This window comes from Actinosynnema sp. NPDC002837 (genome assembly GCF_040295345.1).
In the GTDB taxonomy this organism is placed as follows: Bacteria; Actinomycetota; Actinomycetes; order Mycobacteriales; family Pseudonocardiaceae; genus Actinosynnema.
The window spans coordinates 41,086-63,596 of sequence record NZ_JBEOVG010000012.1 but is presented as its reverse complement, the minus strand read 5'-3'; the positions used below and the strand labels follow the sequence as shown (position 1 = coordinate 63,596).

Genomic DNA, 22,511 nt, shown 5'->3' with positions numbered 1-22,511 from the left:
ACACGCAGCGGACACCGCACCGCGTCACCAGGCCCACGATCACCCGATCGCGCCACACACCCCCTCGGCGGGCCCCGTCCGCCCGAACCCTGCTCGACAGCACCGAAAGGACACGTGGGTGCAGTTCAACGAGGGCGCCGAACTCGACACCTCCCAGGTCACCGACCAACGCGGCATCGGCGGCCGGGCCGCCCTGGGCGGCGGCGGGCTCGGCATCGTCGGCCTGATCCTCTACCTGGTGCTCTCCCAGATCGGCGGCACCCCGCAACTGCCCGCCGGCTCCGGGTTCGGCGACGTGAACCGCGGCCAACAGGTCGGCTCCGAGGCCATCAGGACCAAGTGCCGCACCGGCGCGGACGCCAACCGCGAAGCCGACTGCCGCGCGGTGGCGTTCATCAACTCGATCCAAGCCTTCTGGACCGACCAGTTCGCCCGCTCCGGGCGCACCTACCAACCGGCGCAGACCAACTTCTTCTCCGGCGGCGTGCAGACCCGCTGCGGCAACGCCACCTCCGCCGTCGGCCCCTTCTACTGCCCCGCCGACGCCCAGGTCTACATCGACCTGACCTTCTTCCAGGACCTACAGCAGAAGTTCGGCGCCACCGGCGGCCCGTTCGTAGAGGCCTACATCCTCGCCCACGAATTCGGACACCACGTGCAGAACCTGCTCGGCACGTCCGACCGGGTGCGGACCCGCCAAGGCCCGAAGTCGGACTCGGTGCGGCTGGAGTTGCAGGCCGATTGCTACGCCGGCGCCTGGGCACAGCACGCCACCGCCACCCCCACCGCCTCCGGCACACCCCTCATCACCGGCGTCACCGAACAGGACGTCGCCAACGCCCTCGACGCCGCCGCCCGCATCGGCGACGACTACATCCAACGCGAACTCGGCGGCGGACGCGTCGACACCACCAAGTTCAGCCACGGCACCTCCGCCCAACGCCAGAAGTGGTACACCACCGGCTACCAGACCGGCGACCCCGCACGCTGCAACACCTTCGACACCGACAACCTCGGCTGAACCCCGCACCCCCGGCCGACCCGCTCCCACCCGACTGTGCGGGGCGGTATCGCCGATCCAGGCGGATCCACAACCCGCGACGGAGACGATCGACATGACGAACTCGACGTTGAGCAGGCCACGCGACAACCGCAGGATCGCCGGCGTCTGCGCGGGACTGGCCCAGCGGTGGGGCATGAAGCCCGGAACGGTCCGACTCCTGTTCGTCCTGTCCTGCCTGCTACCCGGCCCCCAGTTCCTGATCTACATCGCCCTGTGGATCATCCTGCCCTCCCGCTGACCACGGCCGACGACACTCGTGGCTGATACCGGACGAATCACCTGCAATGCGGCTACGCGATGTCCGTAGCCGTGCGGGGATTCCTGTCGTCGTGGGCGCGAAGGCGCATGGCCGAACACCTCCGGTCGGCAACGTCCAGGCCCAGCGCCGGATCGCGACACGCGGAACCACGTGGACCTGCCGCTGCACCAAGGACAGGACACCGTCCGTGTTCGGAGGTGTGTCGCGGGCCTCTGAACTCACCGTGAGCTTCCCCCGGTAGCCCGGTGGCTTTGATCCTCACCCCGTTTGGCGGAGTCGGGTTGCTGGAGTTCAGGCTACTGGAGCGATCCTGGCGTGTCGGAGTTCGTACTCGATCGGTGTGAGCATGCCGAGTGCGGTGTGGCGTCGGCGGCGGTTGTGGAACATCTCGACGTACTCGAACAGGGCGTTGGCCAACTCGAGGCGGGTGCGCCATCGTCGGCGGTCGAGCAGCTCGGTCTGCACGCGTCCCCAGAACGATTCGATCATGGCGTTGTCGTAGCAGTCACCGATCGAACCCATCGAGGGTAGAAGGCCGGATTCCTTGGCACGCCTGGTGAAAGTCCACGATGTGAATTGGACTCCGTGGTCGGAGTGGATCACCGTGTCCGACAGCGGGGACCGGTTCGAGATCGCCATGCCGAGCGCGTTCGTCGCCAAGGCGGCGGTCTGGCTGGAGTCGATCGACCAGCCGACGACGCGGCGGGAGTGCACGTCGAGCACGACCGCGCAGTACACCTTTCCCTCCCGGGTGGGATGTTCGGTGATGTCGGTGACCCACAGCTGGTTCGGCGCAGGTCTGGCGAAGACGCGGTCGACCAGGTCCACCGCGGTGGGCGTGTCGTGTTTCGGCCGTGGTCTGCGCCGGTTGGGCAGGCCCTTGATTCCGTTGCGGCGCATGAGAAGCGCGATGGTGTTGTGTCCGACCGTGATCCCGCGGCCGAGGGTGAGTTCGGCGTGCACTCGTGGGGCGCCGTAGACCTGGAACGACTCGACATGGATCTCGCGGATCAGGTCGACGAGCCAGGCCTGACGGATCGCCCGTGGCGAGGGCGCGCGGCCTCGCCAGTCGTAGAAGCCGGATTCGGACACTCCGAGCACGCGGCAGGCGAGTTGGATCGAACGCCCTTCGGAGGCGATCACCGTGACCACCTCGTACCGTCTTTTGGGGTGCTGCCCTCCTTGAGCAGTTCGGCGGCGCGCCGGTGGACGGCGATCTCGGCCTCGAGTTCGGCGATCCGCCGACGCGCCGCGACCAGCTCGGCGTTGTCGGTGCTGGTCGTCCCGGGCATCTGTCCGGTGTCGATGAGCTCCTGGCGGCACCAGGCGTAGATCGTCTGGTCGCTGATGTCGAGGTCCGCCGCGACCTGGGCGACACGGCGGCCGGACGCGATCAGGTCGAGCACCTTGCGCCGGAACTCGGGTGGGTACCGCTTGGGCATCGTGGGTTGTCCTCCGGGCTACTGAGATGAGTGATCATCCAGTAACCCGACTCCGTGCAACGAGGGGAGGATCAAAGCCACCGGGCTACCGGGGGAACCTCAGTGGCCTGGCCGTACTCAAGGCACTGCCCGCGTACAAGGACCAGGGCCGGCCGTTTCTCGCGTTCGTGTACGGCATCGCGGCGCACAAGGTCGCCGACGCCCATCGCGCCGCGGCGCGGAACCGATCCGAATCGGTGCCGGAAGTCCCGGACGGTCCCGACGCCGAGATCGGTCCCGAGCAGCGGGCACTCCGGGGTGAGTTGTCCGAGCGCATGGGCAGGCTCCTGCAAGTCCTCCCGGACAAGCAGCGGGAGATCCTCGTGCTGCGCGTCGTGGTCGGCCTGTCGGCCGAGGAGACCGCGGAGGCTGTGGGGTCGACTCCGGGAGCGGTCAGGGTGGCCCAACACCGCGCGCTGACACGGCTCCGCAAGGCACTGGACGAGGGCTACTGATGTCGATCAGCAGCGGGGCGGCCACCGCAGCAGTGCTCCCGCCCCTGGCTACCTCCATGTACCTGGCAGGAATGCCCTGGTACGCCTGCGTGGTCCTCGGTCTCTGTGCGCTAGGAACCCACGTCCTGCGGCAGTACTGGCTGTTCCGACTCGGCTGCAAGGCACTCGAGAAGTCGTCATCGGCGCAGGTGCCGGCGCTGGTGGCCGCCCTCGTCAACGATCAGGGAAGCCGAAGGCAGCGGCAGGGAACGAGGAAGAGGTAGACGACCGGTATCGACGACGAGACACCCGCCCGTGGGTGCCAGAACTCTGCACTCGGCTGCTGAGCTGCGGTGATCATGCACCATGGGCCAGGTGGCGCAGGGGCCGTGTCGCGTTAGAACACGCAGATCAGGTGGACGGTCGGGGTTGTCGACAACACCAGGCCGTCGCAGGCGAGGAAGGCTGAGGCCTTGCCGACGAAGGTGGTGGGGACGATGCGGCTGTCGGATGTCGGCCAGTCGCAGCACCGCAACGGCCGGTGGCTGTGGGGTACCAGCACTCTGCATCGGGGCATTGAGCTGCGTGATCGTGCATCACGGGCTGTAGGACATGGCCCTACAGCGTGGCGTTACGACTGCTGAACCTGATCTTTGTCCGGCTTGTCGACTGGCTGGCTCTGCTCGCCCGATCGTCCGCGACCAAGGATGTGCAATTGCCAGCGCTGCGGCATAAGGCCGCCGTAGCGCGCCGGACCAACCCCCGCCTGCGGACCGGACCGATCACACAGCGATCGCCGCACTGGTGCATCAAGCCGTGGCTGGTGTTCGATCATCGGGCGCCCTCCCGCGACGGCACCAGCCAGTTCACAAGGAAGCGGACCGGCACACGGTGATGACAGCCGAACCGACCCCGGCAAGACGTCGCACAAGTCGCCCCAACCGACTCGAACGGCAATCAACCGCACCCTACGATCTCTTCGGTGCGTACGAAGCCGGAACGATGCCTCTACCAGCGGAGATGTAATTACCGCAGGAAAAATGCAGTTATTGGGTGCCGTTGAATGCGATTCAATGCTGTTGAACGGGTCCGAGGGCTCCCATTCTGCTCCCACGACCCGCTCCCATGGGTTTCCTTGGGGCTCCGAGAACCAGTCGGATCAGGAACCGTGCTCGCGGTCGAACGACACCCAAGTCACCAGCAGGACGTCCACCCGGTCGTGCACGGCGAGCAGCAGGTAGGTGATCAACCCACGCCCCTGGCCGAACGTCAGGTGGAACAGCCCACCATCCGGATTGTCCGGGTTGAGCGGACTGCCCCGCTCGGGCACCAGGGTCAGGACTTCGAACGCCTCACCCAGCGCGACAAGCGCCTCGGACGGGAGTGCCCGGATCTGCTCTTGCGCGTCAGGATCGATGTCGAGGGTATACGCCATGATCGTCGTCGACCGCCACCTCACCAGTGGCGACTACAGACCCAACTCGGCCCGCAACTCGTCCCACGACACACTGCCCGGCCGGGAGGCACCGGCACGCCGGACTTCAACCGTGGCTTCCACCAGTCGACGGGCCGAGTCCGGATCCTCACGGGTGAGCAGCGCGACCCGCCGCCACACCTGCAAGGTCGACCGCAACTGGTCCAGACGCAGGGTCCGCCGGGCCGCGGTCAACGCGGCATCGAAAGCCGCGTCGAACTCGTCGGCGTGCTCGGGCAGCAACGCGGCACGGATCAGCTCCGGCGAGCCGAACAACTCAGCCGCCCTGCCATCTCCGACCCAGTCGGGCGCCGACTCCAGACCATCCGCATCCACCACCCGGCCGACAGACCGGTCGGACCGGGACGAGCGCGCAGCCGGAGTACCCACACCCCGGATGGTAGCCCCAACCACCGCCAACAGGCATCGAAGACACCACCACGCGCCCGCGCACCCCCGAGATCCACGCAGACAACACGCTGGACATCATGCCGATTGATGCGCTGGCGCGGTGCACAGCACGCCCCAAGCCAGACTGCACACCTCGGCGGAGGCTGCGGCGTGGACCACCGCCAGGCGCGACGACAGGTGCCACAGCCACACCGGTTCACCGAGCAGCACGAAAGCCATCTGACCTGCATGGATGACATTCCCGACAAGCACGGGGTTCAGAGCTGCGGTGCGTGGGCTGCACCTATGCGATAGCAGGTGCCGATGCACCATCCCGCCGTTTGGGCGGTCTAGCCCTCCGCCAAGGGTACGACCAGGTTACCGAGTTTCGTCGCGACCTGTTGTTGGCCGTAGAACTGGACCAATGAGGCGCGTAGTTGATCTGCCGCGTCGAACGCGACAAGAGGCAACTCATTGCTGAGCAACGCGAGGTTGTGCGCGAACTGTTCGGCCTCACCGGTCTCGTCGACCGCGCCAGGATGCTCAGCCACGAGTTCATAGGTCCTGGTCACCTCGAATGCGTTCCACAGCGATCGAGCATCCACGCCGCCGTCCTCCCGGGACGGATCATATTGTCTCATCCTGGCTGCGGCGTCCCGGCGAGCGGCCTCACAACGTGGGTCTTCCAGCGGTGTTCGTAGCAACTGTTCGAGAGCTGCATGTGGATCTGGCAGGCGTGTTGCCGATGGTGCCCTTTCGAAGCGCCTGAGCGATGGATGCGGGAACTGCAGGGCGACATGGATCAACGCCTCCCTTTTGCCGCCGTCAGCAGAACGAAACAAGGCCCTGAGGTAGTTGCGGGCGACCGCCTGAACAGGACTGACTCTATCGGCGAACTCGGCGAGCACGATGGCACCCGACAGAAGGGACCAATCCCCTCCATGCACCGCTCGCCGCAGCATCGGGATGATCAACTCCTCAAGCTCAGGATCGCGATCGAGCATGGGGTGAAGCGTGGCCGCCAGATTCTCCGTATATTGGTTTGGAGGTTGGTCGATCAGAGTCATAGCACGCTTCACGATCGTGCGCTGTATGCCCCGCGCGCGAACAGCGGTGTCGTCGTCGAGCATGTCGAGAGCCAGGCGACTACCCGGAGTGATGATCATCGCCAGTGGCGAGCTGGTGTCGATCTCGTCCAGAATGGCGACCAAGCCATGTCGCAGATGCTCGCTGTGCCTGAAGATTCGTCCAGCCGCTAGCAACCACGTGTTTCGCCAGTGCGCAGATGGGGCGAGAGCCTTCATACGACGGAGCACGTCATCGTCTGGCCCGGTGGCGACGGCACGAGCTGCCATGAACTCCTGCAGACTTCGAACGTCGAAGCCCACGTGATCTTGAGCGATCGGCGCGAGTAGCACGAGGCGGTGTGTCGCCGCAGCCACTAGTTGAGCCGCCAAGCGCTGGGCCTCCAGGTCGCCGATCCCCTCTCCGCGCAGCCGTCTGCGGGTTAGATTGTCGAGTTCCGCTAGCGAAACAAGCGAGTCGCGGTCTGGGTTCTGCTCGCTTCGAGCGTGTAGGAGTAGGCCCACCTGTTGATGAAGAGCGTTGATGTCGTTGCGGTGTTGCTCCAGGAGGCTCGCGGTCGGGCCTCCCTTGGACACTTCGCGGGTGTAGATTGTGTCGTAGTATGACTCGAACAGGCTGTAGCGACTATCGGGGACGCGTGCCTGTCGTTCGAGCAGGAGCGTCATGATCGTCACCTGCAGCGGCGTTCGCATAAGCCGCGCGGTAATGTGCTCCTTCGCCGCTTGGCCCAGACGCGATGCCACCTGTTCCGCCAGATCGGGGTCGTCACGATGCCTGACTTCAGATAGGTGGAGGCCATATTCGATAGCCTCCGTGACCTCCAAAGCGCGGAGGGTCACGTGCTCGAACTGATGCACGGAGAACTCATCGTTGTAGCCCTGAGGTCTAGTCGTCCCAACGACGAACAGATCGGCATCGACGTCCGCAGCAGCGATGAGAAACTCGTTGGTGCGCTGCTCGACGGCATCTCGAGCACTTGGAGCAGCGACCTCATCAAGTCCGTCCAGGATCAACAGCCACGGCCACGATCCAAGCCACGAACGCATGTGGTGTGGGCCGACATAATGATCCAGTCGTTTGCTCACTCGCTGAGCAATGAAACCAAGAAGGGTCAGCTCGCGATCGCGCGAGACAGCTTCGCCGTAGTCGTTGAGGTTGATAGCGATCGGCCATCGCCGGCAACGCGGCTCTGGCAGCCCCAGTTCACGGAGCCGATCGCGCACAGCGCCAAGCACTGGCCCTGACGGGCCAAGGCGATGTGGTGGACGGTCCGCAAGCAAGGCTGCGCGATACGCCTGGGCTAGCAACTGAGTTAAAGTCGATTTCCCTTGTCCAGGGCCTCCGACCAACGCCAGATGCGAAATCGTGCCCCGGCGAGCACTCGGACGCATAATCGAGTCGCCTCGACTAATCGCGTCACGTACCACTAGCACATCGTCACGGCTCGCGGTCACTCCAGGCAGGTCCACACCGATTTCGGATAGCTTGAGCTTCTCGTTTTCCGGGCTCCCAGCTTGGTTAAGACGAACCCACTGGCTCGCAAAGAGCTCGGAGGATGCGTGCCGGCCGGCCGCCACGCCAACCTCAACGACCTCCTCGGACAACAAATGATGCAGACGCTCCAACACATCGCCAGGTGTGATGAAGCCGCCGAACGCGTGCCGAATATCGGTGAAGTTATCCAGATAGCGACAGATTTGATCTCCGCCCCAAACGGCCCAGCCCTGCAGACCGAGTGCGTCGGCGAACGACCCGATCAGAGTGTTAACAGCGTCGATCCCCCCAGACTCGGGCACACTCGAGAGCCAGACGTTGGTTGTGAAGATAACATAGTCCGGAACCCGACTCTTCGACCTGTTAGATGACGGATTTTTCCACTTTTCGAGCTCTTTCTTGATCTCCCTCACTATCCATCGGTTGTCCTCGGTAGTGTCGGTCAGCCGCTCTCTGAACTTCGCCTGTACGACACCAAATCCCCTCCAAGTACCTGTCGGAGACGGGCCGGGGTAATCGACAAGGCCGTCAAACGTGGCCTCGCGACCTCCGTCTGGGCCGCTGCCGAACACCGTCACACCGGGACCGAGCACACGGATCGCAAGAGCTTGCGACAGATGCTCGAACTCTCGGCCGCCGAGTCGCGACAAGTCGTAATCCACGGTCCTATAGTGCCCCGTTCCAGTTCGAGCGGCCACTAACCCGACGCTGGCTGGCCGTGCTTCGTGTCGGTTCTGTGACTTTCAGCAGGCTTGTGGCAACCGGTCACGCGACCCGAAGCTCGCCGCCGCCCAATGCGTTGCCGCACGGTGGTGAAGCACCAGTTGTCGCCGTCCGCGTCGCGCGGTCGGTGATCTCCAGGTAGCTGGCCTCGAGGAATCGGCCCAGCAGCTCCTCCGCCACCACATCGTCGACATCGAGCACATCCACAGCGACCATGACCGGCTTGAGCGACGTCCGGGACGCCTTCATCAGGTCCCTCGCCTGGACCGCAGGCGCCCCTCAACGGCTTGGTCCTTCGACAGTCGCATCGTCCACGTGTAGTACGGGTCATCACCGCACGGCTCGCCTGCGGGCGCGACGCAGCTGGTAGGGGTCGACCAGCTGCGCAGGAAGAGCGGCCTCGGCGCAGGGCGTCGCGCAGCGTGGCATGCCCGCCCAGATCGGCGATGCCCGCCAGCAGCTCCCAGGCCAGGTTGGGCCGGGCGCGGCCATCGTTGACCACGCCGTAGGCGCGCTGGGTCCAGGCACGGTACGCGAAGAAGTCCTCGGCGGTGAGCCGGTCCAGGTCGCGTCCGGTGTGCAGGACCATCTTCGACAACACCACCAGAGCGTTGGCGCGCACCTGACCAGCTACGCCCAGCGCGTCGGCGTTGCGCTCCACCCGCTCGAACAGCTCCGGACACAGCAACTGCCGCGCCCACTCGAACAGGCGCGCGGCGTAAGCGCAGTTCAGACCGCGTGGCCGACTTCTGACACCCCACAGGTTGAGCGGCGAGCGGCACCTCGTCAGCCGCTACCTCGGCCTGGACTTCAGCGCCCGACTGGTCGACGTGGCCCGGTCGCGGCTGGCACCGCGACTGCCGGAGGCAGCCGCCTTCGGCACCTGGGACATGGAGCGGCGACCGACCGACCGGATCGAGGCGTGGCGCGGTCCCGGGACCGCCCTCGTGCTCCTGGTGGGGAACACGCTCGGCAACGTCGAGGACCCCGTCGACACGCTGCGGAACGTGTTCGACAGCTGCCGGGAGGGGGATGTGCTGGTGCTCGGCCTGTACGTCGCCCCGCCGGAGGGCACCGACGAGCTGCCCGTCTACTACTCGGCGGAACCAATCCGCGACATGATCATGGAACCGCTGCGGGCGGCCGGTCTCGACGACTCGGACGTGACGTTCACGTCCCGGTTCGTCGACGACGAGGTCGTCGTGAACGCGCGACTGAACCGGGACGTCCGTCCGCTGGGGGTACCCCTGTCCCGAGGTGAGAAGTTGCGCTGCTTCAGGTCCAGGCGCTTCCGTCCGGCAGGTGTTCGCGAAGTGCTGCGCGGGACCGGGTGGGAAGTGGTGGAGCACGACGTCGACGCGGCGATCGGACACATGGTGGTGACCGCTCGGAGAACGGCTTCCGCGTCGTCCCGCGCCGCGCGGTGAAACCGCTCCCCCTGATCGCAGTCCAGGAGATAAAGCCCTTGCCGGATCGCCTCCAAGTGCTCAGCACCATCTACCAGGCCGATCGTGCCGATCGCGCCACGACTTTCAACGTCAGCCTCGCGACGATGGCCGCCGCAGTGACCTACCTCGTCGGAACGGTCGCCTTCTACGACAAGCTGGACTTGCTCGGGTGGGTCATCTCGCTGCTGCCGTTCCCATTGATCTGCGTCGCGGCCTTCCACACGATGCTGGTCAACCTCGCGGCCGTGCGGGCGCGATCCATCCTGCACCTGGAACGCCACCTGCTCGACAGCGTCGACACGTCCCTGGAGCGCGCCGTGGTCGGGGCCACGGCGACCGAGTCGCACACCAACATCCACACCGCGGCGGCGTACCAGCGTGTTGCGATCCTCATCGCCTACGGCGGCGTCGGGGTCGTCCACGTCGGCTACGCCGTGCTCATGCTGTGGAAGGCCGCTCGACACCTCTCGGGGTGGGTCGCCGTTCCGGCGGTCGTATACGCAGCCCTGCTGGCGCTCATCGGCATCGCGTGGAAGGAAGGTTTGGCGCGCTTGGACTTCCGCGACGAGGTCGGTGATCGCGCCACGGCGTGAACTGATCAGGGAGCCCCGGTGGGATGACCGCGGGCCGTGCGCAACGCACGCGAGATGCCCCGCGCCGCCTCCTGCACCTCGACCGGCGCGTGGGCGAGCAGGACCAGGCCCACGCCGGTCACGTGCAGGGCGAACCGGCCACCCACCCTGTGGGGTGTCAGAACTCTGCACTGGGATGCTGACCTGCGACGATCGCGCGTGCTGGACCTCCAGGGCATGATCGTGGGGTGTGGCGTTACGACTGCTGTACCTGATCTTCGTCCGACTCGGTGACTGGCTGGTTCTGCTCGGCCGGTCCTCAGCGGCCAAGGACGTGGGGTTGCTGGTACTACGGCACGAGGTCGCCGTGCTGCGCCGAACCAACCCTCGCCCGCGGTTGGACTGGGCCGATCGTGCGGTGCTCGCCGCGTTGGTGCGACGCCTGCCCGGCTGGTTACTGGAACACCGGTTGGTGACACCGGGCACCCTCCTACGCTGGCACCGACGCCTGGTCGCGAAGAAGTGGACCTACCCCCACCGCACCGGCCGCCCACCGGTCGACGACGCCGTCGTGGCGTTGATCGAGCGAATGGCGCGGGAGAACCCCGGCTGGGGCTACCGCCGGATCCAGGGCGAGCTGCTCAAACTCGGCCACCGGGTAGCCGCGTCAACGGTTCGCCGTGTGCTCAAGCGCCTGCGGGTACCGCCCGCGCCTCAGCGTGACACCGACATGTCATGGCGCAGATTCCTGCGCGCCCAGGCAGCCAGCCTGTTGGCCTGCGACTTCTTCCACGTCGACTGCGCCGTCACCCTCAAGCGCGTCTACGTGTTCTTCGTAATGGAGGTCGCCACGCGTTACGTGCACATCCTCGGCACCACCACGAACCCGGACGGCCCCTGGACCACGCAACAAGCCCGCAACCTGCTCATGGACCTCGGCAACCGGGCCGACGACTTCCGGTTCGTGATCCGAGACCGGGCCGGACAGTTCACCGTATCGTTCGACGCCGTCTTCTCCGATGCAGGCATCCAGGTCGTCAAGATCCCACCACGGTGCCCGCAAGCCAACGCTTACGCCGAACGGTTCGTCGGCACCGTCAGACGCGAAGCCACCGACCGACTGCTTATCATCAACGAACACCACCTACGGACGGTGCTGGACCGCTACGCGGCCCACTACAACCACCGCCGCCCACACCAAGCCCTACAACTCGTACCACCGCGACCAGACCTGCCGATCGCAGAGCCGGGCTACACCTCGATACGTCGCCGACCAGTCCTCAGCGGCCTGATCAACGAGTACGAACCCACAGCAGCCTAATCGCAGGTCAGAGCACGTGGCCCACTTTTGACACCCCACAGCCGATTCCTGCATCGCCGCCGACGCCAGCCGCACATCGTCCGCGGCTACTTCCAGGCACCGCACGTCCGCTACGCCTTCATGTAGGCAACCGAACACTTTCGGTTCAAATAGGGTCCAAGGTTCACCCAAGGTCATAAGCGCACCCTTTGAGAGCCGGAACGGAGCGGGGGTTACCGTCCGGCGGCGACGGAGCCGGTCGAGGCGGTGCGACCCAGCGCACACGCCTCCCGGCTCCGTCCATCCCGGAGTCGATCTTCGCAGCGGTCGTGATTCGGTAAGCGCGCCATTTCGCAGAGCGCCATCAACCCGGACAGGGAGCGTCGAAAGGTACGCCGGGGAAGTGGACGTCCCAATCCTGGGCGGTCAGCCGCGGGTGGGCGAGCCGGCAGATCCGGTCGGCGATGCTGTCCAGGTCGAGGTCCCAGAACCTGATCGTGTAGTCGTTGCCGACGGTCACCGCACCGCGGCGGTCGGGAGTGAACGCGATGTCGTTGATCGTGCCATCGTGGGCCCGGAACGCGGCCACCTCCACCGGCGCGCGCAGATTCTCTGCATTCCACAGTTGGAGCGTGCCGTCCTCTCCGCCTACGAGGACTCGTTGCGTCCCCTCGTCCACGGCCACCGCTGCGGCCACGAGACTTCCGAGTTTGATCGCATCGGCTGGTTCCAACTGCTCGTACTCATCACCGATCGGCCATATGTGTGCCGAATCCGTCCCGTCTACGGTTATCAGGTTTCCCCGGCCGTCGAACGTTCCGACAGGCTTCCCCCTCCCGAAGGACGAAGACGTCGTGAAGGGTGGAACCAGGGCTAATTGCGCAACCTTCGGGTTTTCCACCGAGTAATCCAAGGAAAACACATCTATTCCATATGAGTCGAGCAGGACGATGCGGCGCAACGAGTTGTCGAGGATCACTCGACGACCAGGCCCGAGAGTGAAGTCCTGTCGAGGTGTAACGTCACGCCCGACCACCCGGAAACTGCCCCTTTCTCTTATTTCCAGACGACTGTCAGGCCCACCATAGGTGACGACATACTTATTGTCCGAACTGAATCCTATCAACGTGGAAAATCCACGGAAAGCCAACTCCGGACGACTCGTGATGTCCCAGATCTCCGCGTTTTCCTCCAGGTCATCCGTGACGACACCGAGCAGTTTTCCATCCGGGCTCAGAGTGACCTGCTGGCCGGTGCCCACAGGCCCCAGCTTCGAGACCCTGTGCATGCGCCTATGCGGTTTTCCCACGAAGACCTCGATACTTCCGTTGACCAGTTCGACAACCGTCCGGACTGTCTTGCCATCACCTCCTGACGCGATCGATCGCGCCTGCACCCGGTGGCCGGAGGTCGGGGTACCGACGAGGTCGACCAGGCGGGCGGTATTGTCGCTGGAGCCGCTGACGAGGGCGTCCCCACTTCGGGCGAAGGCGAGCTCGGTGATGGTGTCGGTGTGGCCGTCGAAGGTGAACGCGTCCTGCGGGTGGTCAGGATCGGACAGGTCGACGAGGCGTACGGTCTTGTCGGCTCCGGCCGTGGCGAGGGTCTGACCGTCCGGGGAGAATGCGATCGCCTCGATCGTCCCGGTGTGGCCAGTCGTCGTGGCGCGAAGTTGGAATTCCGCATCGGGGCCGATGTCGGTGAGCTGGAGGGTTCGCGCGGAGTCGGTCGCCGTCGCCAGTGCGCGGCCGTCCGGGCTGAACGCAACAGCGGTGATCTTGTCTTCGACCCGCCAGTCCTTCAACTCGACGGGTTGTCGGGGTTCGGCCACGTCCCACAGGTGCAGGTCGTGGCCGCCGCCTGTCACCAGGACTACTTTGCGGTCGGTGCTCATCGCGAACTCGACATCTACTACTTCGATCAAAGGTTCGAGTTGACTGCGGCGGGGAACCTGAACTGATCCGACGGGGACGGGGGTGTCGAGACGCGAGAGGTCCCAGAGCGATACCGTTGCTTCAAGGTCGGAGCTCCACCCGTGGTTCACCGCCAGCAGCCGGGAGGTCGAATCGAACGCGACGCTCCTGGCTACCGGTGAGGTGCCGACGACGACGAGCGTGTTCACCACAACCGCAAGTGTCGGCTTCCTCGGGTCGGTGACATCCCAGAGGTACACCAATCCGGTAGAGCCGCTCGCGGCCAGTGTTCGGCCGTCCGGGCTGAACTCCACCGTTCGTGGACCCATTCCGTCCAACCGGTTCTCAGGGTGGTCCGGCTTGGGCAGACTCGCCGTCTTGGTCACATGGGCGGGGTCGGAAACGTCCCACAGCTCGATCGTTCCGTCCGATTCGGGGCGAATGCTCGCCAGCAAGTCCCCCGTGGCTGTCGCCGCGACTCCCGCAGCGGCCACCCGAGCCTCGACAGGCTTGGTGAAAGCGCCGAACAGGGCGTTGCGGCTCTCGGGTATGGGAGCGAGCCGGTGTGCAGCCAGGGTCAGCTGGAGGGAGAGCGCGGGATCGGAGTCGCGGATGGCCTCGGCATCGACGAGTGCCTTGTGAACCAGGGCGATGTTGCGCTGCTCGGTGGCCGTGCGCTGGGCGCGTACCGCGTAGACGAGTGCGGTCGCGGTGAGGAGCAGCAGCGTCGACAGGAGCGCGACGAACTGCCGGAGACGACGTGTCCTGCGTCGAGCCGCACGGACCAGGTGTCGTTCGGCCGCGGTGCTGGCGTCGAGGAACGAGGACTCGGCCCTGGTGAGCACGCGGTTGCCGGACGTGGCCCACTCCTGGGCTGCGGTCAGGCGGGCGCCGCGGTAGAGCGCGCCGGGATCGTTGTCCAACTCCTCCCACTGCCGCGCTGCCTCGCTAAGCGCGTGGTGCAGACGCAGTGCGTCGCGGTCGTCGTCCAGCCAGGTGCGCAGCCGCGGCCAGGCGTTGACCAGAATCTCGTGGCTGAACTCGACGGTGTCGTGGTCGAGGGTGATCAGCCGGGCGCGCGCGAAGCGGTCCAGCAGGACGTCGAGCTCGGGGCCCGCATCCAGCTCGGTGATCGTGACCCGTCTCTTGGTGTCCTCGTGCCCGTCGCCGAGGGCGGTGAGCCGGGTGAACAGGTCACGCGCCAGGCGTCGGCCCGCGTCGTCCAGGTCGGCGTACAGCGCCTCGGCGGTTGTCGACAGTGCGCCCTGGATACCACCGGTGGCGTGGAAACCGGCCAGCGTGAGGGTGTTGCCCTTGCGACGTCGCCACGTCTCTCTCAGCGCGTGCGACAGCAGGGGTAGCGCACCTGCACGGGAGTGGGTATGGGAGACCAGGTGGGTCAGCAGGCTGCTCTCCACCGCGCACTGGGCACGATTGGCCGGATGGGTGATCGCCCGACGTAACTCCTCGACGGTCATCGGGCCGACGGTGAACTGGGCATCTCTCATCGCCTCGACCAACGCGCCGTGCACACTGCAGTGGGCGAGGAAGTCCGCCCTGATACCCAGCACGACCCGAACACGACTGTCCTGGGAACAGGCTGCGTAGGTCAGAGTCGTAATGAAGGTGTCGCGTTCATCCTGGTCGCTGCACAGCGTGAAGACCTCCTCGAACTGGTCCACTACGATGATCAGGTCGGCCGAGGGGGACGTGTCTTGCAACGCGCGCGTCGCGATCTCGTTCAGACCCCGGCGGCCGGCGCGCAAATCGGCGAGAACCTCATCCGAGGGGATGCCCAGGAGTGAGGCGAGACCGGTGGCGATCGCATCCATCGGATGCATGCCGGGGGTCAACAGCAGTACGTGGCCTCCTCCGGATGACAGACGTGGCAGGAGCCCTGCCCGGAGCAGGGAGGACTTACCCACTCCTGACGCGCCGAACACCGCTAGGAAACGTCGGTTCGCGACCCGCGTCGCCAGGTCGTCGGTGAGCCGTTCCCGACCGAAGAACCAGTCGCCGTCCTCTGGACCGAAAGCGGACAGGCCGAAGTACGGGGCCGGTCCATCGTCGTCCACCGCCGTTTCGGCGACGTTCGGCGTTACGGCTTCGACGGCGGCTTGGTTCGCGGCCAGTTCATGCCAGCGCCGCTGCCACTCCTCCACATCTCCGTCGCAGACCCGGACGTAGGCCAACGTCACCGCCAGACTCGGCAACGCCCGACCGGACGCTGCGTCGGAGAGCGTCGTCGTGGAATAACCCGTCCGGCGGGCCAGTTCGCGATAGGTCGACCCACCCGCCTCCTGACGCAAAGCCCGCAGAGCTGCGGCGAACGCCGTTAACGGACCCCCGTCCGGGTCCAGTGGTCGTTCGGCTCGTGGCATGACTCTCCCTGATGAACACCTGGTCACCGCGCTCGCGCATTGTCCGGTCTGTTGACGCTCCGGCGCCGGACAACGAACAGCTGTTACCAGTAGGAACTGCAGGTCACCCCGCCTCTTCGTCGTCATCGACCGCTGCGGCGGTGGTGATCTCGAAGCCGTCAAGACGACCAATGGTGAGGAGAATGATGCCACTCGAGTTCGGTGTGCTGGGGGAAACCGTCGTCCTAGCACAGGCGCACACCATCCTGCTCGGGCATGCCATGCAGCGGTCGGTCATGAACGTGCTGCTCGTCGAACCCAATCGACCGCATCCCGTCGACCGTCTGGTGGAAAGAGTGTGGGGAGAGCGTGCGACGCGTGCCGCCAAGGCGACTCTCTACAGCTACCTCTCCCGTTTGCGACACATCCTCACCCCCATGCCCAAAGTCCACATCACCCGCCGCGACAGCGGTTACGTCCTGAACGTCGACGAAACCACCATCGACCTCTACCGATTCAGGTCCCTGGTCTCATCAGCACGCAGGTCCACAGACGAGACGGCCCTGCCGTTGCTCGACAGCGCGCTGGCGCTGTGGCGCGGCGAAGCGCTAACCGACCTGACCAGCCCATGGGCAGACCATATGCGCACTGCCTTGGAATACGAGCGCATGGCCGCCGAACGACACCGCATCGACGCCGGACTGCGCCTCGGCATGCACCTGACGCTGCTACCCGACCTCGCCGCCCTCGCAACCGACCATCCACTCGACGAACACCTCGCCGGAAGCCTCATGCTCGCCTTGACCCACTGCGGACGGCGCGCCGAAGCACTCGCCCACTACCACACTCTGTATCACCGACTCGATCGCGAACTCGGCATCGTCCCCGGCTCGGAGGTAAGAAAAATCCATCGGGAGATACTCTCCGGAACCATCGAATGAACTCGCGTCACCATCTTTTGCGGGGTACACGAGGTGGAGATATTTGCCCGATTGGATCGACTCCTGTCGCAGTTTCCAGGTCCATACATCCGGGCAACTGTACGGCACTCTTCTGGCTTGTTGCCACCATCACACACAGGGAGCCATTTTGAGAAATGGTCACTACTGGCGGCGCGCCGCCGCTGACGAGCAGCGATTACGGGGCCGGGACGTCCTTTGCGGGTCGCCAGGCCGTCGCGACCGTCCCGCCCGTAGGTCCGCCACCAGGCGGCCAGCGAATATTCGGAGACCCGCAGGCACCACGATCCTGCTGCGGGTCCGCCGCCCCAGGACGCAGCCGTCACTACCCACGAGGTCGGCGTCGCCGGAGTCGTCCCCACCCGGCCGGCCGTCTGCTCGCCGAGCCGTCACTGCTGCGGACCCTCAGCCACGCCGACGTCCCGCCCTGCGGTGCGGCGCCGAGCACGATCCACCCGTCCTCTCTCACGCGATCGGGCCTCCTGCCGGGTGCCGGCGCGCCGAAGCCGCGTACGAGGCAGGCGCCGCGCGCGGGCGATCGGGCTCCTCCTTCCCGCTGACGCCCGCCCCTGCCCGGCACGTCGCGGTGACGTGCCCTGCCATCCCGGTCACCCCCTCGGTGGGTGTGAGGCCGGGGAACAGTCGTGAAGGAGAACTCCCATCGTGTCGCGTTCCACCGTGTCGCGTCCCGGCGAGCGGCGAGGACTGATCGGGCGGGCTTTGCTGTCGCTGATCGTCCTGGCCCTATCCGCCTACCTGTTGTTGACCACCGCGCCGCGCCTGGGGCTGGATCTGCGCGGCGGTACCCAGATCGTGCTGGAAACGCACGATTCACCCACTGCCGAGGCCGACGCCCAGGCCACCGACCGCACACTGGAGGTGCTGCGCCGCAGGGTCGACGCCCTCGGGGTGGCCGAGCCGATGCTGGCCCGCTCCGGCGACAACCGCATCATCGTGGAACTGCCCGGCCTGCAGGACCCGGCCGAGGCCATCGAGGTCATCGGCCGCACCGCCCAACTGACGTTCCACCCGGTCCTGGCGGTCGAACCACCCGGCGGAACACCGACGCCGGCGGACCCCAATGGCAGCCTGGTCCTGACCGACGAGTCCGGCGAGCACCTGCGGCTGGGACCCGCCGCGCTCACCGGCGACGGCGTCGACAAGGCGCTGTCCACACCCAACTCGCAGGGAGCAGGCTGGCTGGTCTGTGTCGACTTCCGCAACGCCGCCGCGGAGTCGTGGCGGAAACTGACCGCCGACGCGGCTTGCGCCGCACCCGGCGACCCCGTCGGCGCATCGCCATCGTGCTCGACGACGAGGTCGTCTCGTCCCCGCAGGTCGACCCGTCCGTCGGGTGCCGGGCGGGCATTGTCGGCGGCTCGACCCAGATCACGGGCCGGTTCTCCCAGGCGGAAGCCAACGACCTCGCACTACTCATCAACGCCGGTTCACTCCCCGTCCCGGTGGAGATCATCGAGCAGCGCACCGTCGGTCCCACGCTCGGCGCCGCCGCGATCGACGCCAGCGCCCGCGCCGCGGTGATCGGGCTCGCGCTCACCGCGTTGTTCCTGGTGGTGGTGTACTGGCTGGCCGGTGCGATCGCGGTGCTGGCGCTGCTGTGCTACGCCGCCGTCTCCTACGCCGCGCTGCTGGCCATCGGCGCCACCCTCACCCTGCCCGGCCTGGCCGGGTTCGTGCTGGCCATCGGCATGGCGGTGGACGCCACCGTGCTGGGGTTCGAACGCGCCCGCGAAGAACACGCCGCCACACCGGGCACCCTGTTGCCCAGAGCCGTCGACCGAGGCTTCCGGGGCGCGCTGTCGGCGATCGTCGACTCCAACGTCACCACCCTGCTCGCCGCCGGACTGCTGTTCTGGCTGGCCTCCGGCCCGGTCCGCGGCTTCGGCGTCACGCTCACCATCGGCGTGCTGGCCTCGATGTTCACCTCCCTGGTGCTCACCCGCGTACTGCTGTAGGCAGCCGCACGGACCGGGCTGTCCCGGCACGCCCGGCTGAGCGGCCTGACCCATGAAGGACGGGTCCGGCGATGGGTCAACCGCCGCGACCCCGACTTCCTGTCCCGACCCGGCCGCTGGCTCACCGGTGCCGCGGTCGCGATGGGTGTGGCCCTGGCCGGGCTGGTGGTCATCGGGCCGACCCTCGGCGTGGAGTTCACCGGCGGACGGGTACTCGAATACACCACACCCGCCAGCGTGGACGTCGAACGAGTCCGGTCCGCGACCAGAAGATCGGCCCGAGCCTGGGCGCGGAGCTGCGCACCAAAGCGCTCATCGCGCTCGGACTGGCCGTGGTGGCCCAACTGGCCTACCTCGCCGTGCGGTTCGACTGGCGCCTCGCCCTGGCCACGGTCATCGCGATGGCCCAGGACGTCCTCCTCGTCGTGGGCATCTTCGCCTGGCTCGGCAAGACCTTCGACGGGGTGTTCCTGGCCGCGCTGTTGACCGTCATCGGCTACTCGGTCAACGACACCGTCGTCGTCTTCGACCGCGTCCGCGAACTCCGCCGACGCGACCCGCGGGAGTCCTTCGCGCGCATCATCGGCACAGCGGTGCTGCAAACCCCGCCCCGCACCGTCAACACCGGCATCGGCGTCCTGTTCGTGCTCGGCACCCTGCTGGCGCTCGGTGACGGCTCGCTGGCCGACTTCGCCCTCGCCCTTCTCCTCGGACTGAACACCGGCACCGCCTCCACCATCATCACCGCAGGACCGGTGGCCATCCTGCTCGACCGCCGCCACCCCGGCGCCGTACGCACACGCCGCGCTCGCATCCCCAGGCGCGGCGACGGCGCGGTGGTCTGATCGTGAACCGATGGGCGGGTCCGTGTCGGCATGTCGGCACGGACCCTCTGTCATCGCCGGCCACAACCGAACAGGCATCGGCACGCAGAGCGCCCCGGAGGCATTGTGCCGCCGGCCGCGACACGTAGGCTGTGCGCACCTTGGAAGAGTGCGTTGATGCCGCAAGGAAGGGTCGAGCGGGTGCGGGCAGCGGAGAGGACGGGCCGGCTCGGACTGCTGCTCGCCCTCCTGCTTGTGCTTCTCGGCGTGAGCGCGGTCGTAGCTACGGGCGCAGGCAACGGACATGGCGGGCCGCATCAGGCAGCGCGGCATGGGACACCCGTGCTCGGAGAATCGGTGTCGGTCGCGCCGTCGATGAACGACGACCTCCACGACTGGTTGCGGCTGTCGATGGCGGCGCGGTGTGCGCCGGCCACGGCGGTGCCCGAGACCTGGTGGGCCGTGTGCCCTCGCGCGACCGGCGGGTGCGCCTCGCAGGGCCGGTGGATTTTCGGCGAGGTCGGTGGCACCGGCACGGTCAACGCGGAGCCGACACCGCAGTCGAGCCGGGCACCCCCGTTCGCGTGAACCGGACGAGCCGGACCTGAAGCCGCTCTGACAAGCCTGCCGCGTGCGCCCCCGGCTGAGGGTGGCGCGGTGGACCGCTTGTGGGCGTCGACATCGTGTTCTTCTCCTGTGCCGGGTACGTCACGTGCCGACGCCAGAGTGGTCGTGGTGGCGGTGGTCGGCGGTCGGTGCCCGGCATGACCGCAACTTCCGTGAGGACCCGTACATGCAAATTGTCGTGCTCGCTCTGCTCGCCGTCATGGTCTTGGCCGCGGGTGGCCTGATGGTGAGGATGTTCGTCAAGGACGAACCGTTCTACGGCGCTGTGGCGCTCGGTGTCCTGACCGGCCCGGGTAGCCTGCTGGCGCTCGCGCACATGGCCGTGGCCTAGCGCCAAGGTGCCCCGGTGGCGTTGTCGATCCGGCAACGCCACCGGCTCGACAAGCCAGTGTGGCGGCAGTCCGGTCCACGCGACGGACCGGCCGGACTGCCGTCGAGTGCGGCAAGATCCTGGGACGCCTACCTGCTTCAGAAGCCGGATCGCCAGAACCGCAGGTCGTGCCGGCGGCGCCACTTCGCGGTCAGCCTCGTGGTCGTCGGCGTCGAGGGTTGGCTGCGGTGTGGGAGGTCACGAGCGCGGCGGTGCGATTAGGTGCGCGTGGTGGTTGCTGGCGGTCCTGTCGGCGTGCGACTTTCGGTCGTCATCGCCGGGTGTCGGTACGTGGATCGTGGTCGGCGACGGCTGTGAGGTGCTCGTTTCGGCCTGGGCGGCGTCGGCGACCGCTGCCGCTGCCGCCTGCGCCGCATGGTCGGCCGCACGGTCCGCGAGATCGTCGGGGACAGCGGTGTGACGGGTGGCCGGGGACTTTGGCAGGGTTTCGGCGAAAGCCTGTGACACGCTGCTCAGCGCGGTGGTGACTTCGCTGGGGATGACGAAGAGGGTGTTGCCGGGTCCTTCGGCGAGTTTGGGCAGGGTCTGGAGGTAGTGGTAGGCGAGCAGTTTGGGGTCGGGGTCGTTGCGGTGGACGGCTTGGAAGACTTGGTCGATGGCGCGTGCCTGACCTTCTGCTTTGAGGATTTCGGCGGCGCGGTTGCCTTCGGCGCGCAGGACGGCGGCTTGTTTGTCGCCTTCGGCAGTGAGGATCTGTGATTGCCGTTGGCCTTCGGCGGCGAGGATGGCGGCGCGCTTGGCCCGTTCGGCGCGCATCTGCTTCTCCATGGCGTCTTTGATGGTGGCGGGTGGGTCGATGGCTTTGATCTCGACGCGGTTGACCCGCAGGCCCCATTTGCCGGTGGCGTCGTCGAGCACGCCGCGCAGTTGGCTGTTGATGGTGTCGCGAGAGGTGAGCGTTTTCTCCAGGTCCATGGAGCCGACGACGTTGCGCAGGGTGGTGACGGTGAGCTGTTCGACGGCCTGCAGGTAGCTGGCGATCTCGTAGGCGGCGGCGCGGGGGTCGGTAACCTGGAAGTACAGCACGGTGTCGATCTCCACCACCAGGTTGTCCTCGGTGATGACCGGTTGCGGCTGGAACGAGACGACCTGCTCGCGCAGGTCGATCTTGGGGTGGACGCGGTCGACGTAGGGGATGACGAAGTTGAGGCCGGGCTGCAGGGTGCGGTGATAGCGACCGAGCCGTTCGACGTTGCGGGCGCGGGCCTGGGGCACGATGCGCACCGCCCGCAGCACGGTGAAGACGGCGAGCAGGGCGATGACCAGGGTGGCGATCAGCGCGGTGGTGAATTCCACGGTTCCTCCCGGGGGTATACGAGGGCGGTGCTGCCCTGGATCTCCATGACGTCGACGACCGCGCCGGCGGGGATGACGAGGGTGTTGTCGTAGGCGCGGGCGGTCCACTCCTCGCCGCCGATGCGTACCCGGCCGTCGAGTCCGGTCACGTCCCGGATGACGTGGGCGGGTGCGCCGATGAGCGCGTCCACCCCGAACCGGGTGAGTTGGGGTTGCTGCACGTGTCGCAGGGCGATGGGACGGACGAGCGCGACTCCGACGGTGGACACGGCGGCGAACACCAGCAGTTGGAGTGGCAGGGGCAGCCCAAGTGCGGCGGGTCCCGCCGTGACGAGGGCGGCGCCGCCGAGGATGCCCAGCGCGGCGGTCAAGCTGAAGATTTCGGCGACCCCCAGCACGGCGGCGAAGATCAGCCAGATGAGCCAGTCGTCCATGAGCCAC

19 protein-coding genes and 5 pseudogenes are annotated in these 22,511 nt (G+C 66.7%); 14 read left to right on the top strand and 10 right to left on the bottom strand.

Going from position 1 to position 22,511, the window contains the following annotated elements; all coding sequences use genetic code 11:
• Positions 1 to 118: 118 nt before the first annotated feature.
• Together ypfJ and ABTZ99_RS11690 are read left to right on the top strand one after the other, a co-directional pair.
• On the top strand, positions 119 to 1,021 hold the full coding sequence (ypfJ, locus tag ABTZ99_RS11695) for a KPN_02809 family neutral zinc metallopeptidase (RefSeq protein WP_499610648.1): 903 nt from the start codon (positions 119 to 121) through the stop codon (positions 1,019 to 1,021).
• Between the two features lie 94 nt (positions 1,022 to 1,115).
• Positions 1,116 to 1,301, top strand: a complete 186-nt coding sequence (locus ABTZ99_RS11690; protein WP_499610646.1) for a PspC domain-containing protein — start codon at positions 1,116 to 1,118, stop codon at positions 1,299 to 1,301.
• A 312-nt stretch (positions 1,302 to 1,613) separates the two neighbouring features.
• Here ABTZ99_RS11690 and ABTZ99_RS11685 read toward each other — a convergent pair.
• Positions 1,614 to 2,764: pseudogene (locus tag ABTZ99_RS11685) on the bottom strand (IS3 family transposase).
• Between the two features lie 107 nt (positions 2,765 to 2,871).
• Here ABTZ99_RS11685 and ABTZ99_RS11680 point away from each other — a divergent pair.
• Positions 2,872 to 3,258: pseudogene (locus ABTZ99_RS11680) on the top strand (sigma-70 family RNA polymerase sigma factor); the annotation flags it as partial.
• A gap of 604 nt (positions 3,259 to 3,862) precedes the next feature.
• On the top strand, positions 3,863 to 4,132 hold the full coding sequence (locus ABTZ99_RS11675; protein ID WP_499610643.1) for a hypothetical protein: 270 nt from the start codon (positions 3,863 to 3,865) through the stop codon (positions 4,130 to 4,132).
• 264 nt (positions 4,133 to 4,396) lie between these two features.
• Here ABTZ99_RS11675 and ABTZ99_RS11670 read toward each other — a convergent pair whose 3' ends face one another.
• The 5 genes from ABTZ99_RS11670 to ABTZ99_RS11650 all read right to left on the bottom strand — a co-directional run bounded on the left by ABTZ99_RS11670 (position 4,397) and on the right by ABTZ99_RS11650 (position 8,653).
• Complete coding sequence (locus ABTZ99_RS11670; RefSeq protein ID WP_499610641.1) at positions 4,397 to 4,672, bottom strand: hypothetical protein; 276 nt, start codon at positions 4,670 to 4,672, stop codon at positions 4,397 to 4,399.
• A 33-nt stretch (positions 4,673 to 4,705) separates the two neighbouring features.
• Positions 4,706 to 5,101, bottom strand: coding sequence for a DUF6247 family protein (locus tag ABTZ99_RS11665; RefSeq protein ID WP_499610638.1), 396 nt, complete (start codon positions 5,099 to 5,101; stop codon positions 4,706 to 4,708).
• Between the two features lie 96 nt (positions 5,102 to 5,197).
• The gene (locus ABTZ99_RS11660) at positions 5,198 to 5,341 is read right to left on the bottom strand and encodes a hypothetical protein (RefSeq protein ID WP_499610636.1); all 144 of its coding nucleotides are present in this window, start codon (positions 5,339 to 5,341) and stop codon (positions 5,198 to 5,200) included.
• Positions 5,342 to 5,451: 110 nt separating this feature from the next.
• On the bottom strand, positions 5,452 to 8,343 hold the full coding sequence (locus tag ABTZ99_RS11655) for an NACHT domain-containing protein (protein ID WP_499610634.1): 2,892 nt from the start codon (positions 8,341 to 8,343) through the stop codon (positions 5,452 to 5,454).
• A gap of 103 nt (positions 8,344 to 8,446) precedes the next feature.
• Positions 8,447 to 8,653, bottom strand: a complete 207-nt coding sequence (locus tag ABTZ99_RS11650; RefSeq protein WP_499610632.1) for a hypothetical protein — start codon at positions 8,651 to 8,653, stop codon at positions 8,447 to 8,449.
• Between the two features lie 515 nt (positions 8,654 to 9,168).
• Here ABTZ99_RS11650 and ABTZ99_RS11645 point away from each other — a divergent pair.
• Together ABTZ99_RS11645 and ABTZ99_RS11640 are read left to right on the top strand one after the other, a co-directional pair.
• Positions 9,169 to 9,831, top strand: a complete 663-nt coding sequence (locus ABTZ99_RS11645) for a class I SAM-dependent methyltransferase (RefSeq protein WP_499610629.1) — start codon at positions 9,169 to 9,171, stop codon at positions 9,829 to 9,831.
• Positions 9,828 to 10,445 carry a hypothetical protein gene (locus ABTZ99_RS11640; RefSeq protein WP_499610627.1) on the top strand — a complete coding sequence of 206 codons (618 nt, stop codon included), beginning with the start codon at positions 9,828 to 9,830 and terminating at the stop codon, positions 10,443 to 10,445. The genes ABTZ99_RS11645 and ABTZ99_RS11640 overlap by 4 nt, the downstream gene beginning before the upstream one ends.
• A gap of 68 nt (positions 10,446 to 10,513) precedes the next feature.
• Here ABTZ99_RS11640 and ABTZ99_RS11635 read toward each other — a convergent pair.
• Positions 10,514 to 10,594, bottom strand: a pseudogene (locus ABTZ99_RS11635) (IclR family transcriptional regulator); the annotation flags it as partial.
• Positions 10,595 to 10,674: 80 nt separating this feature from the next.
• Here ABTZ99_RS11635 and ABTZ99_RS11630 point away from each other — a divergent pair.
• A complete protein-coding gene (locus ABTZ99_RS11630; protein WP_499610624.1) occupies positions 10,675 to 11,745 on the top strand; it encodes an integrase core domain-containing protein in 1,071 nt (356 codons plus the stop codon).
• 343 nt (positions 11,746 to 12,088) lie between these two features.
• Here the strand turns inward: ABTZ99_RS11630 and ABTZ99_RS11625 are convergent, their stop codons facing one another.
• The gene (locus ABTZ99_RS11625) at positions 12,089 to 16,018 is read right to left on the bottom strand and encodes an nSTAND1 domain-containing NTPase (protein WP_499610621.1); all 3,930 of its coding nucleotides are present in this window, start codon (positions 16,016 to 16,018) and stop codon (positions 12,089 to 12,091) included.
• A gap of 185 nt (positions 16,019 to 16,203) precedes the next feature.
• On the opposite strand from ABTZ99_RS11625, the gene ABTZ99_RS11620 reads away from it, so the two are divergent.
• The 7 genes and pseudogenes from ABTZ99_RS11620 to ABTZ99_RS11590 all read left to right on the top strand — a co-directional run bounded on the left by ABTZ99_RS11620 (position 16,204) and on the right by ABTZ99_RS11590 (position 20,714).
• Entirely contained in the window at positions 16,204 to 16,938 is a 735-nt protein-coding gene (locus tag ABTZ99_RS11620; RefSeq protein WP_499610619.1) for an AfsR/SARP family transcriptional regulator, read from the top strand.
• Between the two features lie 681 nt (positions 16,939 to 17,619).
• Positions 17,620 to 17,931, top strand: a pseudogene (locus tag ABTZ99_RS11615) (protein translocase subunit SecD); the annotation flags it as partial.
• A gap of 263 nt (positions 17,932 to 18,194) precedes the next feature.
• Entirely contained in the window at positions 18,195 to 18,932 is a 738-nt protein-coding gene (secD, locus tag ABTZ99_RS11610) for a protein translocase subunit SecD (RefSeq protein WP_499610616.1), read from the top strand.
• Positions 18,933 to 19,073: 141 nt separating this feature from the next.
• Positions 19,074 to 19,130: pseudogene (locus tag ABTZ99_RS11605) on the top strand (hypothetical protein); the annotation flags it as partial.
• A 20-nt stretch (positions 19,131 to 19,150) separates the two neighbouring features.
• A complete protein-coding gene (gene secF / locus ABTZ99_RS11600; RefSeq protein WP_499610801.1) occupies positions 19,151 to 19,777 on the top strand; it encodes a protein translocase subunit SecF in 627 nt (208 codons plus the stop codon).
• 321 nt (positions 19,778 to 20,098) lie between these two features.
• On the top strand, positions 20,099 to 20,344 hold the full coding sequence (locus ABTZ99_RS11595; protein ID WP_499610614.1) for a hypothetical protein: 246 nt from the start codon (positions 20,099 to 20,101) through the stop codon (positions 20,342 to 20,344).
• Positions 20,345 to 20,549: 205 nt separating this feature from the next.
• On the top strand, positions 20,550 to 20,714 hold the full coding sequence (locus ABTZ99_RS11590; protein WP_499610611.1) for a hypothetical protein: 165 nt from the start codon (positions 20,550 to 20,552) through the stop codon (positions 20,712 to 20,714).
• A gap of 237 nt (positions 20,715 to 20,951) precedes the next feature.
• On the opposite strand, the gene ABTZ99_RS11585 is transcribed toward ABTZ99_RS11590, so the two are convergent.
• Positions 20,952 to 22,070 carry an SPFH domain-containing protein gene (locus ABTZ99_RS11585; protein ID WP_499610609.1) on the bottom strand — a complete coding sequence of 373 codons (1,119 nt, stop codon included), beginning with the start codon at positions 22,068 to 22,070 and terminating at the stop codon, positions 20,952 to 20,954.
• Complete coding sequence (locus ABTZ99_RS11580) at positions 22,049 to 22,504, bottom strand: NfeD family protein (protein ID WP_499610607.1); 456 nt, start codon at positions 22,502 to 22,504, stop codon at positions 22,049 to 22,051. The genes ABTZ99_RS11585 and ABTZ99_RS11580 overlap by 22 nt, the downstream gene beginning before the upstream one ends.
• Positions 22,505 to 22,511 lie beyond the last annotated feature (7 nt).

Bases quoted from the DNA above. Each gene is read 5' to 3' on its own strand.
- ABTZ99_RS11690 (WP_499610646.1), top strand. From the start codon at position 1,116: ATGACGAACTCGACGTTGAGCAGGCCACGCGACAACCGCAGGATCGCC.
- ABTZ99_RS11670 (WP_499610641.1), bottom strand. From the start codon at position 4,672: ATGGCGTATACCCTCGACATCGATCCTGACGCGCAAGAGCAGATCCGG.
- ABTZ99_RS11660 (WP_499610636.1), bottom strand. From the start codon at position 5,341: ATGGCTTTCGTGCTGCTCGGTGAACCGGTGTGGCTGTGGCACCTGTCG.
- ABTZ99_RS11650 (WP_499610632.1), bottom strand. From the start codon at position 8,653: ATGAAGGCGTCCCGGACGTCGCTCAAGCCGGTCATGGTCGCTGTGGAT.
- ABTZ99_RS11625 (WP_499610621.1), bottom strand. From the start codon at position 16,018: ATGCCACGAGCCGAACGACCACTGGACCCGGACGGGGGTCCGTTAACG.
- ABTZ99_RS11620 (WP_499610619.1), top strand. From the start codon at position 16,204: ATGCCACTCGAGTTCGGTGTGCTGGGGGAAACCGTCGTCCTAGCACAG.
- ABTZ99_RS11590 (WP_499610611.1), top strand. From the start codon at position 20,550: ATGCAAATTGTCGTGCTCGCTCTGCTCGCCGTCATGGTCTTGGCCGCG.
- ABTZ99_RS11580 (WP_499610607.1), bottom strand. From the start codon at position 22,504: ATGGACGACTGGCTCATCTGGCTGATCTTCGCCGCCGTGCTGGGGGTC.